We start from the raw sequence: 15,117 nt of genomic DNA, 5'->3' as shown, positions 1-15,117 counted from the left end.
ACGCCGAACGCACCGCACCGCTGCCAGACGGCGGGATGCTGGCCGAGATCCGCTTCGGCAGCACGGACTGGCTGCCGATGTTCGTCGCGCAGCACGGCGGGACCGCCCGGCTGGTGCAGCCGGAATCCCTGGCAGCGGACTCCCGGACCTGGCTCGCCGAGGCCCTGGCCCAATATGAAGACTGAGCGGTACCCCCGCTAGACTACTCAGCATGCCTTGGTGGTCCTGGATCGTAATCTGGATAGCGCTCGTCGCGCTGTCACTGTTGTTCTTCGTCGTGCTCGGAGTCAGGCTTTTCCGGCAATTCATGGCCACGGTCAAGGAACTCGGCGAGGCGGGGGAGCGGTTCGGCCATCTGCCGACCGGACCCGTAGCCCCCGGTTCAGCCGGCGTTCATGTAGGCCCGTTAGACTCCAACGGCGCCGGCGGCACCGCAGCAGCGGATCCGCCCGGCTCGGCCGTTTTCGCCCCGCCTGCCCGGATGCGGCATGAGTATCACGCGTTCAAGCTGGCCCGGCAGGAGGCCCGCCGGCTCCGGCGGATCCAGCGAAAGCGGGACCGCGGCCAGCCCCAGGCACTGCGCGACATCGAATTCAGTTAGACATAGGATGTATTCAAACGAAAGGACCTCCCGTCATGAGGCTTGAAGGCTGGCATCTCATCATCATCATCGTTCTGGCATTGGTGCTCTTTGCTGCGCCGAAGCTTCCCGGCATGGCCCGGAGCCTTGGCCAGTCGATGCGCATTTTCAAGTCGGAAGTCCGGGAAATGAAAAAGGACGGCGGCACCGACACCCCGGACGCCTCCGAACCCGTCGAGGGCCGCGTCGTGAACCACCCGAAATCCGCCGGTGCGGACACCCGCGCCGGTGAGGGAACCGACGTTCCGCCCCCGAACCGCGTCTAAGACCACATGGCAGTTAGCATGGGCCGTCGATCGAACCCCGAGGGGAGGATGGCGCTCCTCGACCACCTGAAAGAACTGCGCAACCGCCTCTTCAAGTCCGCGATCGCGGTCCTGGTGGGAACCGTCGTCGGCTTCCTCGCCTATCAGCCGATGCTGACGGCTCTGATTAAACCGATCCGCGATCTGAACGAGCACGAGGGCCGGCAGGCAACGCTGAACTTCGACGGCGTGGCAAGCTCCTTCGACCTGATGATCCAGGTGTCCGTCTTCCTGGGCCTGATCGTCGCCAGCCCGGTCTGGCTCTACCAGCTGTGGGCATTCATCGTCCCCGGACTGCACAAGAAGGAACGCCGGCTCGCCCTGTCCTTCGTCGCCGCCGCGGTGCCGCTGTTCATTGGCGGGGTGCTCCTCGCCTGGCTCGTGCTTCCCAACGCTGTGCGCGTGCTGACGGATTTCACGCCCTCGGGCGGCTCAAACTTCATCAGCGCCCAGATTTACCTCTCCTTCGTGCTGCGCCTGCTGCTGGCGTTCGGCATCGCTTTCCTGCTCCCGGTGGTGCTGGTCGGGCTCAACCTGGCCGGTCTGATCAAGGGCGCCCAGCTCCTCAAGAGCTGGCGCATCACGGTCTTCCTGGTCTGCCTGTTCGCCGCCATGGCGGCGCCGGGCGCGGACGCCATGAGCATGTTCTACCTCGCCGGCCCCATGCTGGTCCTCTTCTTCGCCGCCATCGGGCTGTGCCTGCTCAACGACCGCCGCCGCGAGCGGCGTGCCGTCAAACGGGCCGCGGAAACCGAGGCCACCGCGGACGTGCCAACTCCCAGCTCCGAGCTGGAGAATCTCTAGCCGTTCGCGCACTAGGCTGGAAGCATGTCCTCACTACCCGTGCCGGAGTCTCCGTCCGAACGCTACCGTGCCAGTGCCGAGCGGACCGCCGAAGCCAAAACGTACCTGGGCGGCTTCATCCGTACGCTCGAATTCGAACTCGATGACTTCCAGCGCGAGGCGTGCCTCTCGCTGCAGGCCGGCCGCGGCGTGCTCGTGGCCGCCCCTACGGGTGCGGGCAAGACCATCGTGGGGGAGTTCGCCATCTACCTGGCCCTGCAGCGTGGACTCAAGGCGTTCTACACCACCCCGATCAAGGCCCTGAGCAACCAGAAGTACTCCGAACTGGCGGAAAAGTACGGTGCCGCCCAGGTGGGCCTGCTGACCGGCGACACCAGCATTAACGGTGACGCCCCCGTCGTCGTGATGACCACCGAGGTGCTCCGCAACATGCTCTACGCGGACTCGGACACACTGGATGACCTCGGCTTCGTCGTGATGGACGAGGTCCACTACCTCGCCGACCGTTTCCGCGGTGCCGTCTGGGAAGAGGTCATCATCCACCTGCCCAGCGAGGTGCAGGTCGCCTCGCTGAGCGCCACGGTCTCGAACGCCGAGGAATTCGGTGCCTGGCTGGACACGGTGCGGGGACAAACCGACGTCATCGTCTCCGAACACCGCCCGGTGCCTCTCTGGCAGCACGTCATGGTGGGCAGGAAGATCGTGGACCTCTTCGCCGGTGACACGAGCTTCGATGAGATCGCCCCCGCGGGCGACGCCGATGTGTCCGTGACTGCGGCCACGGCCGATCTCAGCGCCCTCCCGGGCTTCGAGGTCAACCCGGAACTGCTCTCGATGGCCCGCGCCGAAAGCCAGATGAACTTCCGCGGCAGGTTCGGCCATGGTGGGCGCAACCAGCGGCGTCAGCGGAACCAACACGCTCAGCACGACGAACCCCAAGGCGGCCCGCGCAGCCCGGTCCGCAAGGCCAGCCGCCCCCAGGTCATCGCGAGCCTGGACCGGCAGGACCTCCTGCCGGCAATCACGTTCATTTTCTCCCGCGCCGGCTGCGACGCCGCCGTCGCCCAGTGCGTCTCCGCCGGGCTGTGGCTGACCACCGAGAAGGAACAGCTCATCATCGCCCGTCGGGTCGACGAGGCCGCGCAGGACATCCCCTCCGACGACCTCGACGTCCTCGGGTTCTGGACCTGGCGGGACGGACTGCTCCGCGGCCTCGCCGCGCACCACGCCGGCATGCTGCCCACCTTCAAGGAAGTCGTGGAAAAGCTTTTCGTCGACGGACTGGTCAAGGCCGTCTTCGCCACCGAAACCCTCGCACTGGGGGTCAACATGCCCGCCCGCTGCGTGGTGCTCGAGAAGCTGGAGAAGTTCAACGGCGAGGCGCACGTGAACATCACCGCGGGGGAATACACCCAGCTGACCGGCCGCGCCGGCCGCCGCGGGATCGACGTCGAGGGCCACGCCGTGGTCCTGTGGCAGCCGGGCACCGATCCGGCCGCCGTCGCAGGCCTCGCTTCGCGCCGCACATATCCGCTGAACTCCAGCTTCCGGCCCACCTACAACATGTCCATCAACCTGCTGGCCCAGTTCGGCCGCCCGCGGGCCCGCGAGATCCTCGAATCCTCCTTTGCCCAGTTCCAGGCCGACCGATCCGTCGTCGGGCTGGCCAGGCAGGTCAGGAGCCGGGAGGAATCCCTCGCCGGCTTCAGCAAGTCGATGACCTGCCACCTTGGCGATTTCACCGAATACTCCCGGCTGCGCCGGAACCTCGCCGACGCCGAAAGGAACGCCTCCAAGACCACGTCGCGGGCCCGCAAGTCCCTCACCGAGGATTCCCTGAGCCGGCTGCTGCCGGGGGACGTTGTGGACGTGCCCACCGGAAGGGCACCGGGCCTCGCCGTAGTCCTCAGCTCCGACCACCACTCCCGCGAACCGCGCCCCGCTGTGATGACCCTGGACAACCAGTTGCGCCGGATCAGCACCCAGGACGTGGAAGGCCCGCTCGCGCCGATCACCCGGATCCGGATCCCCAAGTCCTTCAACGCCAAGGTGCCTAAATCACGGCGGGATCTGGCGTCCTCCGTCCGCAACGCCATCCGGGACAACCGGCCGCCGGCGCCGCCAGGCCGGGACGAGGACTTCGGCCGCGCCGCCGCGCTCCCGGACCAGGAAAAGCGGATCGCCGAGCTGCGGCGTGAGCTCCGGGCCCACCCCTGCCATGGCTGCAGCGAACGCGAGGACCACGCCCGCTGGTCCGAGCGCTGGTGGAAGCTCCGCCAGGAGACCGACGGCCTAGTCCGGCAGATCCAGGGCCGCACCAACACCATCGCGAAGACCTTCGACCGGGTGTGCGGTGTGCTGGGCAGCTACGGGTACCTGGAGACGTCCGACGCCGGCGTGCTCACCATCAGCCCCGACGGTCAACGGCTGCGCCGGATCTATGGGGAGAAGGACCTGCTCATTTCCCAGTCCCTGCGGATGGGGGCCTTCACGGACCTGGACGCCGCCGAAATCGCCGCCCTGGCCAGCATCCTGGTGTACCAGGCCAAGCGGGAGGATCGCGGGCTGCGGCCCAAGATGCCCAGCGTCGCACTCGAATCCGCCGTCGATACCGTCGTGCGGGAATGGTCAGCCCTGGAGGACGTCGAGGAAGCCGCCAAGCTTCCGCTGACCGGTGAACCCGAGCTCGGCCTGGTCTGGCCGATCTTCAAATGGGCCAAGGGCCGGCACCTCCAGGAAGTGCTCAGCGGCACGGACCTCGCCGCCGGCGACTTCGTCCGCTGGGTGAAACAGGTGATAGACCTGCTGGACCAGCTGGCCAAGATCCCGTCGCTGGACCCGCGCGTATCGCGGCTGTGCGGGGAGGCCATCAGCCTCCTCAAGCGCGGCGTCGTCGCCTATTCCTCGGTGGCCTGACCGCCGCCGGCCGCACGGGGCCGCCCCCGGACTTTCCGCCTCTTCAACCAGGCACGGCACCCCGCCGGCCACCAGCAACAAGGAGTTCCTGCCCCATGACCGATTCCCCGGCCGCCGCCGCCCGCAAGGTGACGCTCTACCGCAACGGTTCCGTCTACACGGCCGCCGATCCCTTTGCGACGGCGATGCTGGTCGACGGCGATACTGTCGCGTGGGTCGGCTCCGAACACGCAGCCACGTCGATTGCCGATTCCTCCATGCAGGTCATCGACCTGCGCGGAGCACTCCTGGCACCGGGCTTCGTCGACTCCCACGTGCATTTGACGGAGACGGGGATCGCACTGGACTCACTGCGGCTCGGCGGAGTCCGCTCCGCCCGGGACCTGCTCGAGGCCGTCGCTGCCGCACCGGCCCGCGGCACCGTCCTGGGCCACGGCTGGGACGAGACCCTGTGGGCCGATCCGGCCCTGCCCTCGGCGGCAGAACTCGACCGCGCCGCCGACGGCCGAAAAGTCTACCTGTCCCGGGTTGACGTGCACTCGGCCCTGATCTCCTCACCGCTGGCAGCGGCCGCCGGCATTGAAGGCCTGGACGGCGCTTCCGCCGGCAGCCAGGTCAAGCGCGCCGCGCACACCGCCGCCCGGCTGGCGGCCCGCCGGCTGCCCGCCGCCTCGCTCCGCGGCTACCAGCAGCGGGCCCTGGCCGAGGCGGCCGCCAACGGCTACGTGGCACTGGCCGAGATGGCCGCCCCGCACATCGGCAGCATCGAGGACCTGCAGCTCGCGGCCGCCTGGAACACGGGCGCCGACGCCGTCCCCGAAATCCTGCCGTACTGGGGCCAGCTTGCCACCTCGTCGGAACATGCCCAGTCCATCCTCGCGGGCCTGGGCGTGTCCGTGCTCGGCCTCGCCGGCGACCTGAACATCGACGGCTCCATCGGTTCGCGGACCGCGGCGCTGCGGGCGGACTACAGCGACGCACCGGGGGAGCGGGGCAGCCTGTACCTTTCGGTCGCGGAAGCGGCCGCGCATCTGGCGGCCTGCTCGCGGCTGGGCATCCAGGCAGGCTTCCACGTCATCGGTGACGCCGGCCTCGACGCTGCGCTGGATGCGCTGGAGCTGGCGGCCGCGGAAGTCGGCGAGCAGAAGATCCGCGCCGCCGGCCACCGCTTCGAGCACGTCGAGCTGGCCGACGCGGACGCCATCAGCCGGCTCGCCAAATACGCCGTGACAGTCAGCGCGCAGCCGTGCTTCGACTCAGCCTGGGGCGGCGATGGCCGCCTCTACCAGCAGCGCCTGGGCGGCCGGCGCGCCGGGATGAACCGTTTCGGATCCCTCTACGCCGCCGGGGTGCCCGTTTGCTTCGGCAGCGACTCCCCGGTGACGCCGCTCCGCCCCTGGTCCAGTGTCCGGGCCTGCCTGCAGCACAACAACCCGGCCGAACAGATCTCGGCCCGCGCAGCTTTTCTTGGCCACACCCGCGCCGGCTGGCGGGCCGCCCGGTACCGGAACCCGATGGCCGGGCAGCTGGTTCCCGGCGCGCCCGCCAGCTTCGCCGTCTGGGACGTCGAGGAACTCATGGTCCAGGTCTCAGACGGCCGGGTCCAGTCCTGGAGCACCGATCCCCGTGCCCGGACCCCACTGTTGCCCGCCCTGGATACCGGTACCGATCCTGCCTGCCTGCTGACCGTGCGGGACGGGCGCGAATTGTTCTCCGACGGTGCGCTCGGCGCCTGACTCGGCCCCGGCGCGCCGCACCGCACCGAAAGTTGGTCTCCCAAAACGTGCCCCTGGCCTGCGGCGATGGACGAAACGGCAGGTCACGCTCCGGTTGACAGATTTGGGCCGGTCCGTAGCATTGAGGGTCACGGAGGGTTGCGCACACAGCGCAGACTCCGGGCATCCCCGGTCAGTTCCAGGCTGCCGCAACCGCGGCAACCGCCTTGGTCATGACCATGGGCACTCCAGGGGCGGGTCCACTTTGCAGCAGAAAACGGTTCCGGCGGCACTTTCGTGCCTTGCCGGTACTGGCCCGAAGCGGGTGGACCTGCCCCGGGAACCCACATGCGGCCCTGAAGGGCCCTGCGACTCCCTATAATAGAGAGTTGCGCCTGGTGTCCGCTAGCATCGGACCGGCCGGCGCGCTGACCGCTCCCTTCAAGGAAAGGCCTCGCTGTGCGTGTCCTCACGATCATCCCGACCTATAACGAGCTGGAATCGTTGCCCAAGACCCTCGGACGCCTTCGTGCGGCGGTGCCCGGCTCCGACGTCCTGGTCGTCGACGACAACAGCCCCGACGGCACAGGGCAGCTCGCGGACCGGATCGCCGCCGAAGACAGCCAGGTCCATGTCCTGCACCGCGAAGGCAAGGCCGGCCTCGGTGCCGCCTACATCGCCGGCTTCCGGTGGGGCCTCGACGCCGGTTACGACGTCCTCGTTGAAATGGACGCCGACGGATCCCATCAGCCCGAACAGCTCCCGCAGCTGCTCGAGGCAGTGGAACAAGGTGCCGACCTGGCGATGGGATCCCGCTGGGTGCCCGGGGGGAGCGTCGTCAACTGGCCGCTGTACCGGCAGGCCATTTCCCGGGTCGGCAGCACGTATGCACGGATCATGCTCGGCGTCAGCATCAAGGATGTCACGGGCGGTTTCCGCGCCTTCCGGCGGACCACCCTCGAGAAGCTGAACCTCGACGCCGTAGACTCCGTCGGCTACGGCTTCCAGGTGGACCTCGCCTGGCGCGTCGCGAAGCTCGGGCTGAATATCGTGGAACGCCCCATTACCTTCGTGGAGCGCGAACTCGGCGCCTCGAAGATGAGCGGAAACATCGTGGTCGAAGCCATGATCAACGTCACCAAGTGGGGCCTCACGGCGCGCTGGAACACACTCTCGGGCAAGGTGGCCGGCAAAGTGGCGGGCAGGAAGCCCGGCAAGACCGCCCGCTAGCGGCTTCCGCGGGGGGACGCTGCCGGAATTTCGGTCAGGCAAACATCGGTTGGCAGCGACGACGTCAGTTTCAACCGGCAGTTTGTTCAGGGAACCCAGCCCGGGTGCGTCCGGTAGGGCCTTTCGGTGCCTCTATCGGTCGTTTTTCGCCCGACGTCGACGAAGAACATCAATGAGGCTGATTGAGGATACGATCGCCCATACGCCCTCAAGGAGAAGGAATCCCCACTGCTGCTCGAAGAGGGCGTTAACTGCCAGCGTCGCCGATCCGATAACGTTCAGGATGAGGTAGCGGGTTGATTTCTGGTCGAGGAAGCCCCATTGGGCGAGGGCGAATCCGGCGAGAACAAGAAGCGATCCGAAGACTTGCACGTACTGCCCCATGACGACCTTCCACAAACGTTGCCTTGTCAGAATCGGGTTGACACAGCACTCGTCCGAGGATCATGAAGTGCTCACTACCCGGACAAAAGCCTAGCCGACCTCTTTTTCCTACGGTACCGGAGAGACTGTTCTGAGCCAGCAGCGCAGGACTCTTTTCCGTTTTTGTATGCGACCCCAGCAGCGCTGCCGGCGTCAAGCAGAAGGGCCGGGCCCACCGTCAGGAATGACGCGTGGGCCCGGCTTTTCTTGCTATCGTGCGCTTGCTATGGCGTGCGCTCCGGCTCAGGCCGAACGGCGTTCGCCGCGGCGTTCGCGCAGGATCGTGAGGCGGTCTTCGAGGATCTGCTCGAGCTCAGGAAGGGAGCGCCGTTCCAGGAGCATGTCCCAGTGCGTGCGGACGGCTTTCTCGTTGCTGTTGACGGGCCGTTCGCCGTTGACCAGCAAGGCTTCCTTGCCCGTCTTCGAAACCCATACGGGGGGGATCTCCGCTTCGGAGGAGAAGGTCACGAATACCTGCTCGCCGTCCTCGCAGCGGTATTCAACCCGCTGGCGCGGAGCCGGTTCGACGCCGGATTCGGTCTCCATGCTCTGTGCGCCAAGGCGCATACCCCGCAGGCTGCGATCGCTCATCTTTTCTCCCTCTATTCGGTCCGCAGGGTCAAGCCCTGCGCTGGCCGGGGGCTGTGAGGCCTCGCCGGACTCCTGTTTGCGTTGCGCTTAATCCCTGGAAAGCCGGAGCAATACCGGCCAAGTCATCACTGGATTAAACGCTTCGCGAAGCGTAATTGTTCCACTGGGATGAACCAGCCGGACAAATATTCAAGTATACGGGAACACCGCGCCCCTGGTAAAGCCTCCGGCGCCGAATTTCGTCCGCACCCGGCCGGGGGCCTCCGCCAGGACACCCGGGAACGAACACCCGGGCAAGGGAAAGGGGAGGCACCCGCGTGTGCGGTGTGCCTCCCCTTGGTGACCAGGTGAGGGCCAGGACAGCGGCCGGGCCTGCCGGGCCCGGTTTAGGCCTCCGGCTTGGCCAGGAACGCGGCGGTGCCGGCAACAGGGGCAACAGGGGCTGCGGCCTGCGCTGCCGGGCTGGTTGCGCCATTGGCTGGAGCAGCCGGTCCGGCGGCCGAATCCGGTCCGAACAGTCCTTCGGCGGACTGGCCGGGCTTGCTGCCGCCGATGGCGCTGCCAATGCCCTTCAGCGCTTCGCCCACCTCGCTCGGAATGATCCAAAGCTTGTTGGATGTCCCCTCGGCGATCTTTGGGAGGACCTGCAGGTACTGGTAGGCGAGCAGCTTCTGGTCCGGGTTGCCCTTATGGATGGCGTCGAACACCTTCTGAATGGCCTGGGCCTCGCCGTCGGCACGAAGGATCGCGGCCTTGGCGTCGCCTTCGGCCTTCAGGATCGAAGACTGCCGCTGTCCTTCGGCCGTGAGGATGGCGGACTGCTTGGTCCCTTCCGCGGTCAGGATGGCGGCGCGGCGGTCACGCTCGGCGCGCATCTGCTTCTCCATAGAGTCCTGGATGGAGTGGGGCGGATCGATCGCCTTGAGCTCAACCCTGGAAACGCGGATACCCCAGCGGCCGGTCGCTTCGTCCAGCACACCGCGGAGCTGGCCGTTGATCTGGTCGCGGGAGGTGAGCGCCTCCTCGAGGTTCAGGCCGCCGACGACGTTACGCAGCGTGGTCGTGGTCAGCTGCTCGACGGCCTGGATGTAGTTGGCAATCTCATACGTTGCGGCCCGGGCGTCAGTGACCTGGAAGTAGACCACGGTGTCGATCGAGACCACAAGGTTGTCTTCGGTAATCACCGGCTGCGGGGGGAAGGAGACCACCTGTTCGCGCAGATCCAGCAACGGCAGCAGCCTGTCCACGAACGGGATCAGGATCGTGAGGCCGGGGTTCAGGGTGCGCTGGTATTTGCCCAGCCGTTCCACGACGCCTGCCCGCGCCTGCGGAACAATGCGCACCGAACGGACCAGCACGATTATGACGAACGCAACGAGAACCAGCAGCACGATTGCGACTGCGATATCCATACATCACCTTTTCCCCAGATTTTGCCCTGCTATGGTGTGCGGCACTGTTTCGCCGCGTGCCCGGCGCCGGTGGCGGCAGCCGGAATACTTGTACCAGTCATTGAATGGCGCTTTCAGGCTGCGGTGCTACGACGGCGGTGGCGCCATCGATCGCGCTCACCACGGCGTACTCGCCGGGCGCGAGGACTCCGGTTTCCGACCGGGCACTCCAGACGTCGCCGCCAATCTTCACGAGTCCGCCGCTTGCGCTGACCAGTTCCATGACGAGGGCGGATTCGCCGATCAGCCGCTCGATGTTGCTGCGCTGGTCGGCCGGACCCTTGTGAAGATGCTTGAGGGCGACGGGCCGGACAAAGCCGATCATGAGCAGCGAGACCACGCAGAAGGCAATAATCTGGAGCCAGAAGTCCGCGCCGGCGAAATCTGCCAGGAGCCCGGCGATGGCCCCACCCCCGAGCATGATGAAGAAGAGGTCAAGGGTGAGCATTTCCACCACAGCGAACACCAGGAAGACCGTGAGCCACAATGACCACAGGTTTTCGGCCAGCCATTCATTCATCTTGTCCCCCTTCGCTGCCGGGAGCTGCGGGCGCAGACCCTCAGTAACTGTGGTTCCATCCTAAACCGAAGGGCAAGGCCTGCCGAGGGCCGCAGGCAATAGGGCGCCAGTGTGGCCAAGTCGTTATCTCGCTGGGCCGGTCCCGCTTAGGGCCGGGGCACGAAGACGCTGAGCCGGAACCGGGCCGAGACCCGGGTCAGCGGTGGAAAGCCCGCCGTGAGGGAGGCCAGTGCCCCACGGTCCAGGTGGTGGCCTGCGGGTCCCATGAGGGCCAGCCGGACGGCGTCGTCCGGGGTCAGTGAGAGCTGCAGATCCAGGTCGCGGGCAGCGAGCAGAGCGAAGTGCCCCTCGAGCGAGGCCGCGAGGCGCTCGTCCTTGGCCGGTTCGATCCCCAGCATGCCGGTCTGACCGGCGATCTCCGCAAGGTGGCCCGGCCTCGGCGTGACCACAATGAGGCGTCCGCCGGGACGGAGCACTCGGGCGAAGTCCGCCGCGTTGCGCGGCGCAAAGACCACGGTGACGGCGTCGACTGCGTCGTCGCCAACCGGCAGCGGCTGCCAGACGTCACCGGCAAGGTTCACCGCCTCGGGGTTGAGTTTTGCTGCCCGGCGCAGAGCGAACTTCGAGATGTCCAGTCCGATTGCCTCCACCGGTGCACCCTCCACGAGCGCCCGGTCCAGCACAGCCCGCAGGTAGTGTCCGGTGCCCGTTCCGGCGTCGAGCACCGTGGCCGCTGCGCCGGGGGAACGGCCCTGGAGGGCCGGGGCTACCAGCTCCGCCGCGGCCTCGGCGAGCTTGGAGTAGTGGCCGGCCGAGAGGAAGTCGAAGCGCGCCGCCACCATATCCGCTGTGTCCGCTTCGAACACGGTCCCTTTGCCGACCAGGAAGTTGAAGTAGCCCTGCCGGGCGGCGTCGAAGCTGTGGCCCGCAGCGCAGGCAAGGGTACGGCGTTCGCCGTCGCTGAACCCGAGGCTGGTCCGGCAGACCGGGCACAGAAGGGAGGCAGCAAAAGCGGGGAACATACCGTCCATCCTAGGGCGTGCTGCGGGTCCGGATGCGGGACCCGGCTCGGGGCCCGGGCGCGGCCGGAGGATGTGAGCTATTTCACGGACAGCGGATCTAGGGTTAGGCTCGCAAGCGTGAAATCCGAACATCTTCCGCTGCTGAAGTCCGTCTCCGCCCCCGCTGTGCATCCGGACGGGTCCAGGGCCGTCGTGTCGGTGGTCCGTCCCGACTTCGACGCCGACGCCTACGTTGGCCAGTTATGGAATGTTCCGCTGGACCCCGGCAAGCGTCCGCGCCGGCTGACCCGGGGATTCCGGGACACGGCACCGGACTTCTCCCCGGATGGCCTGGTGCTGGCATTCCTGCGCGCCGCCGCCGGCGGAAAGCCCCAGCTCCACGTCGTGGAGTCGGCCGGCGGCGAACCCCAGCCGGTCACAGGGGCCCCGCTGGGGGTTTCCTCTTTTGCGTGGTCGCCGGATTCGCGCAGCATTCTCTTCAGCGCGAGGACTCCGGCGCCCGGCCGGTACGGCAGCGTCGAGGGCATCTCCGCCGGCAGCGAAGATGCCCGGTTGATCACCGACTACCAATACCGGATGAACGGCGTCGGCTATACGGCGGACAAGCCGCTCCAGCTCTTCCTCGTGGAGCTTCCGGCACTGGACGCGGAACCGAAGGTGGTGCCGACGGGCCGGGCGCTCTCGGCACGGACCGCCGCGGGCCCCGGTGGAACCAGCGGGGCCCAGGCCGGGGCCACCGGGTTGCTGCCGGCCGCGATCCAGTTGACCTCGGCTGCCACGGACCACAACGGCGCCAGCTTCAGCACTGACGGACGTTGCGTCTACTTCACCGCGGCGCTGCACGAGGGCAGCGACGCCGATCTGGCCAGCGGCATCTACAGCATCCCTATCGGGGGAGGACCTGCCGGGGGAGGACCTGCCGGGGACGGAGCCGGCTCAAGGGAACCAAAGCCCGTCGCACCCGCCAACACGGGGCGCCAGACCGTCAGCGCGGTCCGCCAGTCCCGGGACGGCAACTGGCTGTTCTTCCTCGCCCAGGAGCTCGGCGCGTCGGGCCAGGACTTCGTGGCGCGGAACACCGCGCTCTACGTGATGCCGGCTGCGGGCGGCGACGCCACGGTGCTGAGCGACGTTGAAGCCTTGGACCTCGGCTGCGCCGGCCTGATCGAACTCCGCGGACCCAGCAGTGCCCTGCTCCTGAACACTGCGCACGGGACGGTTGAACTCCTCGAGTTCGATGCAGCCGGGGACTCTGCCCTGCTGGTCCACGGCGACCGCGAGGTCACCGGAGCCGCCGCGGCCGGACCTTCCGTGGTGGTCAGTTTCAGCGACTCCACGACCGCCGGAGACCTCGCGGTGCTCGACGGCGGCGAGCTCCGGCTCCTGACCGATTTCTCCGCGCCGCTGCGTTCGGAGGCCGGCATCATCGAGCCGGAGCAAGTGACCTTTCCGTCCGCCGACGGCTACCCGGTCCATGGCTGGCTCGTGCGGCCGGCAGGCAAGGGCCCGCATCCGGTGCTGCTGAACATCCACGGCGGCCCGTTTGCCCAGTTCACCGGGGCCCTCTTCGACGAGGCACAGGTCTATGCCGGCGCGGGCTACGCGGTGCTGATGTGCAACCCGCGCGGTTCCGCCGGCTACGGCCAGGCGCACGGGCGGGCCATCAAGGAGCACATGGGCACCCTGGATATGCAGGACGTCACTGCGTTCCTGGACGGCGCCCTCGGGAAGTTCGAGGACCTCGACGCCGGGGCCCTCGGCATCATGGGCGGCTCCTACGGCGGCTACCTCACCGCCTGGACCATCAGCCACGATCACCGTTTCAAGGCAGCCATCGTGGAACGCGGTTTCCTGGACCCGGTCAGCTTCACCGGTTCGTCCGACATCGGCTGGTTTTTCGGCGGCGAATACACCGGCCGCACGCCGGAGCAGATGACAGCCCAGAGCCCGATGGCGCGCGTGGACCGGGTCCGCACACCGGCCCTTGTCATTCACAGCGAGGAGGACCTGCGGTGCCCGGTAGAGCAGGGCCAGCGGTACTTCACGGCCCTCAAGCTGCTGGGGATAGAGGCTGCGTTCCTGGTCTTCCCGGGGGAAAACCATGAGCTCTCACGGTCCGGAACACCGCACCACCGCAAGCAGCGTTTCGACCAGATCCTGCAGTGGTGGTCCCGCTACCTGCCGACCGCAGCGAACCCGGCAGCCGGCCCTGCAGCCGACCCTGCAGCGGACCCTGCGGCCAACCCTGCAGTGAACCCTGCAGCGGACCCGAGGGAGTGACACCGCCGGGGCGTGCTACGCGGCCGGGCCTTCGGGCAGGAACCCGAGTTCCTTGCGGGCGAGGCTGATGTCCGGCTGGGCCCACCGGGCGGAGTACTCGGCGTTGGAGCTGAGCGACCGCAGCTCGGCCCGGTCCAGGTAGAGGATCCCGTGCAGATGGTCCGTCTCGTGCTGGACGATTCGTGCCTGCCAGCCGCTGAAGTCACGCTGCGTCCGGGTGCCGTCCGGGGTGGTGTAGTCGAGCCGGATGGACTCGGACCGGCCGACGGCGGCCTGCAGGCCGTTCACGGACAGGCAGCCCTCGTAAAACGCCACCGCCCGCCCGCCGAGGGGCCGGTAGCTTGGGTTCAGCATGGCGAAAAACTCCAGCGGTTCCCGGCCGCGGACGGCGGCAACGTCGGCGTCGACCTCGAACAGGTCCTCCAGGACGGCGAGCTGCAGGGGTATCCCCAGCTGCGGGGCGGCCAGGCCGACGCCTGGCGCCTTGTGCATGACACTGTGCATCAGGTCGATCAGTTGCCCGAGTTCCGCGCCGCTCAACTGGCCTTCAAAGGGCGCGGCAACGTGCCGAAGGACCGGATGGCCGGCCTGGACAATCTGCGGAAGCACCCCGGCGGTGAGGATCTGCTGGACAGTCTCCTGAATCCGGGCTGCGCTGAAGTCGGTGGGTTTGGTGGCAGGCGGCATGGAAACAGACTACTGGCGTCCGCATGCTGCGGTGACGAAGTCGTAGATATGTCCGCGTAACACCGGCCCGGCGTCAATCTTCAGCACCCCTTCCCGCCCGCCGGCGTGCACACGGAGCGGCAGCAGCGTCCCCACTTTGTCCTCCGCGACGGCGTGCGGATCGCAGCGCGCGGGCCGGATGCCCAGTCTCAGCTCCTGGTTTGGGCCGCCGGCGCTGACCGTCACGGAGCGGGGCCACGGGACGGCCTGGACTTCTTCCAGCAAGGTGGTGCCGTCGATCCGGTCAATGGTCAGGGTGCCCGCCGAACCCGGGTTCACTGCGCCGGGGGTGCTCCGCGGTGTGATCATGAGCCGCACGACGGCGGTTTTGGTGTCAGCGGACACCTCGAGTTCCGGCGCCAACCGGATTCCGGTGACTGCGGCTGCCGCCTGGGCGAGGCACATTTCCGCATTGTTCCGGCTAAGCACTCCGTACGGGTCTGTCGCGGGGACGCTGGTCACGGGAAGGGGCGTGGCGGGAAGGGGCGTGGCGG

Annotated in this window: 14 protein-coding genes and 1 pseudogene; 8 read left to right on the top strand and 7 right to left on the bottom strand. The window is 67.6% G+C overall.

Going from position 1 to position 15,117, the window contains the following annotated elements:
• The 7 genes from BJG92_RS11910 to BJG92_RS11880 form a co-directional block, all read left to right on the top strand.
• The coding region (locus tag BJG92_RS11910; RefSeq protein ID WP_232084219.1) for a WYL domain-containing protein at positions 1-185 on the top strand (185 nt) is incomplete at its 5' end.
• Positions 186-211: 26 nt separating this feature from the next.
• Positions 212-601, top strand: a complete 390-nt coding sequence (locus tag BJG92_RS11905) for an alkaline shock response membrane anchor protein AmaP (RefSeq protein ID WP_232084218.1) — start codon at positions 212-214, stop codon at positions 599-601.
• Positions 602-636: 35 nt separating this feature from the next.
• Positions 637-906 (top strand): Sec-independent protein translocase subunit TatA, encoded by a 270-nt coding sequence (tatA, locus tag BJG92_RS11900; protein WP_232084217.1) that lies wholly within the window; start codon positions 637-639, stop codon positions 904-906.
• 48 nt (positions 907-954) lie between these two features.
• The gene (tatC, locus tag BJG92_RS11895) at positions 955-1,749 is read left to right on the top strand and encodes a twin-arginine translocase subunit TatC (RefSeq protein WP_374199791.1); all 795 of its coding nucleotides are present in this window, start codon (positions 955-957) and stop codon (positions 1,747-1,749) included.
• Positions 1,750-1,773: 24 nt separating this feature from the next.
• Positions 1,774-4,665 carry an RNA helicase gene (locus BJG92_RS11890; RefSeq protein ID WP_232084215.1) on the top strand — a complete coding sequence of 964 codons (2,892 nt, stop codon included), beginning with the start codon at positions 1,774-1,776 and terminating at the stop codon, positions 4,663-4,665.
• 95 nt (positions 4,666-4,760) lie between these two features.
• The gene (locus BJG92_RS11885) at positions 4,761-6,401 is read left to right on the top strand and encodes an amidohydrolase (RefSeq protein WP_232084214.1); all 1,641 of its coding nucleotides are present in this window, start codon (positions 4,761-4,763) and stop codon (positions 6,399-6,401) included.
• Positions 6,402-6,839: 438 nt separating this feature from the next.
• Positions 6,840-7,610 (top strand): polyprenol monophosphomannose synthase, encoded by a 771-nt coding sequence (locus tag BJG92_RS11880; protein WP_232084213.1) that lies wholly within the window; start codon positions 6,840-6,842, stop codon positions 7,608-7,610.
• A 132-nt stretch (positions 7,611-7,742) separates the two neighbouring features.
• On the opposite strand, the gene BJG92_RS11875 is transcribed toward BJG92_RS11880, so the two are convergent.
• The 5 genes from BJG92_RS11875 to BJG92_RS11855 form a co-directional block, all read right to left on the bottom strand.
• On the bottom strand, positions 7,743-7,994 hold the full coding sequence (locus BJG92_RS11875) for a hypothetical protein (RefSeq protein ID WP_232084212.1): 252 nt from the start codon (positions 7,992-7,994) through the stop codon (positions 7,743-7,745).
• A 282-nt stretch (positions 7,995-8,276) separates the two neighbouring features.
• Positions 8,277-8,624, bottom strand: a complete 348-nt coding sequence (locus BJG92_RS11870; protein WP_232084211.1) for an RNA polymerase-binding protein RbpA — start codon at positions 8,622-8,624, stop codon at positions 8,277-8,279.
• A 386-nt stretch (positions 8,625-9,010) separates the two neighbouring features.
• Positions 9,011-10,036 carry an SPFH domain-containing protein gene (locus BJG92_RS11865; RefSeq protein ID WP_232084210.1) on the bottom strand — a complete coding sequence of 342 codons (1,026 nt, stop codon included), beginning with the start codon at positions 10,034-10,036 and terminating at the stop codon, positions 9,011-9,013.
• 97 nt (positions 10,037-10,133) lie between these two features.
• The gene (locus tag BJG92_RS11860; RefSeq protein WP_232084209.1) at positions 10,134-10,595 is read right to left on the bottom strand and encodes an NfeD family protein; all 462 of its coding nucleotides are present in this window, start codon (positions 10,593-10,595) and stop codon (positions 10,134-10,136) included.
• A gap of 146 nt (positions 10,596-10,741) precedes the next feature.
• On the bottom strand, positions 10,742-11,617 hold the full coding sequence (locus tag BJG92_RS11855) for a methyltransferase domain-containing protein (protein ID WP_232084208.1): 876 nt from the start codon (positions 11,615-11,617) through the stop codon (positions 10,742-10,744).
• A 117-nt stretch (positions 11,618-11,734) separates the two neighbouring features.
• Between BJG92_RS11855 and BJG92_RS11850 the strand changes: the two genes are divergently transcribed.
• Positions 11,735-13,897, top strand: coding sequence for a S9 family peptidase (locus BJG92_RS11850; RefSeq protein WP_232084207.1), 2,163 nt, complete (start codon positions 11,735-11,737; stop codon positions 13,895-13,897).
• 15 nt (positions 13,898-13,912) lie between these two features.
• Here the strand turns inward: BJG92_RS11850 and BJG92_RS11845 are convergent, their stop codons facing one another.
• Entirely contained in the window at positions 13,913-14,584 is a 672-nt protein-coding gene (locus BJG92_RS11845) for a peptide deformylase (RefSeq protein WP_232084206.1), read from the bottom strand.
• Positions 14,585-14,593: 9 nt separating this feature from the next.
• Positions 14,594-15,117, bottom strand: a pseudogene (locus BJG92_RS11840) (hypothetical protein); the annotation flags it as partial.

This window comes from Arthrobacter sp. SO5 (genome assembly GCF_020532805.1).
Classification (GTDB): Bacteria; Actinomycetota; Actinomycetes; order Actinomycetales; family Micrococcaceae; genus Arthrobacter.
Note: the sequence above shows the minus strand (reverse complement) of the source record. Positions and strands in the feature narration are given on the sequence as shown.

Coding starts and splice junctions, on each gene's coding strand:
- BJG92_RS11890 (WP_232084215.1), top strand. CDS start 1,774: ATGTCCTCACTACCCGTGCCGGAGTCTCCGTCCGAACGCTACCGTGCC.
- BJG92_RS11870 (WP_232084211.1), bottom strand. CDS start 8,624: ATGAGCGATCGCAGCCTGCGGGGTATGCGCCTTGGCGCACAGAGCATG.
- BJG92_RS11905 (WP_232084218.1), top strand. CDS start 212: ATGCCTTGGTGGTCCTGGATCGTAATCTGGATAGCGCTCGTCGCGCTG.
- tatA (WP_232084217.1), top strand. CDS start 637: ATGAGGCTTGAAGGCTGGCATCTCATCATCATCATCGTTCTGGCATTG.
- tatC (WP_374199791.1), top strand. CDS start 955: ATGGCGCTCCTCGACCACCTGAAAGAACTGCGCAACCGCCTCTTCAAG.
- BJG92_RS11855 (WP_232084208.1), bottom strand. CDS start 11,617: ATGTTCCCCGCTTTTGCTGCCTCCCTTCTGTGCCCGGTCTGCCGGACC.
- BJG92_RS11865 (WP_232084210.1), bottom strand. CDS start 10,036: ATGGATATCGCAGTCGCAATCGTGCTGCTGGTTCTCGTTGCGTTCGTC.
- BJG92_RS11875 (WP_232084212.1), bottom strand. CDS start 7,994: ATGGGGCAGTACGTGCAAGTCTTCGGATCGCTTCTTGTTCTCGCCGGA.
- BJG92_RS11885 (WP_232084214.1), top strand. CDS start 4,761: ATGACCGATTCCCCGGCCGCCGCCGCCCGCAAGGTGACGCTCTACCGC.
- BJG92_RS11860 (WP_232084209.1), bottom strand. CDS start 10,595: ATGAATGAATGGCTGGCCGAAAACCTGTGGTCATTGTGGCTCACGGTC.
- BJG92_RS11845 (WP_232084206.1), bottom strand. CDS start 14,584: ATGCCGCCTGCCACCAAACCCACCGACTTCAGCGCAGCCCGGATTCAG.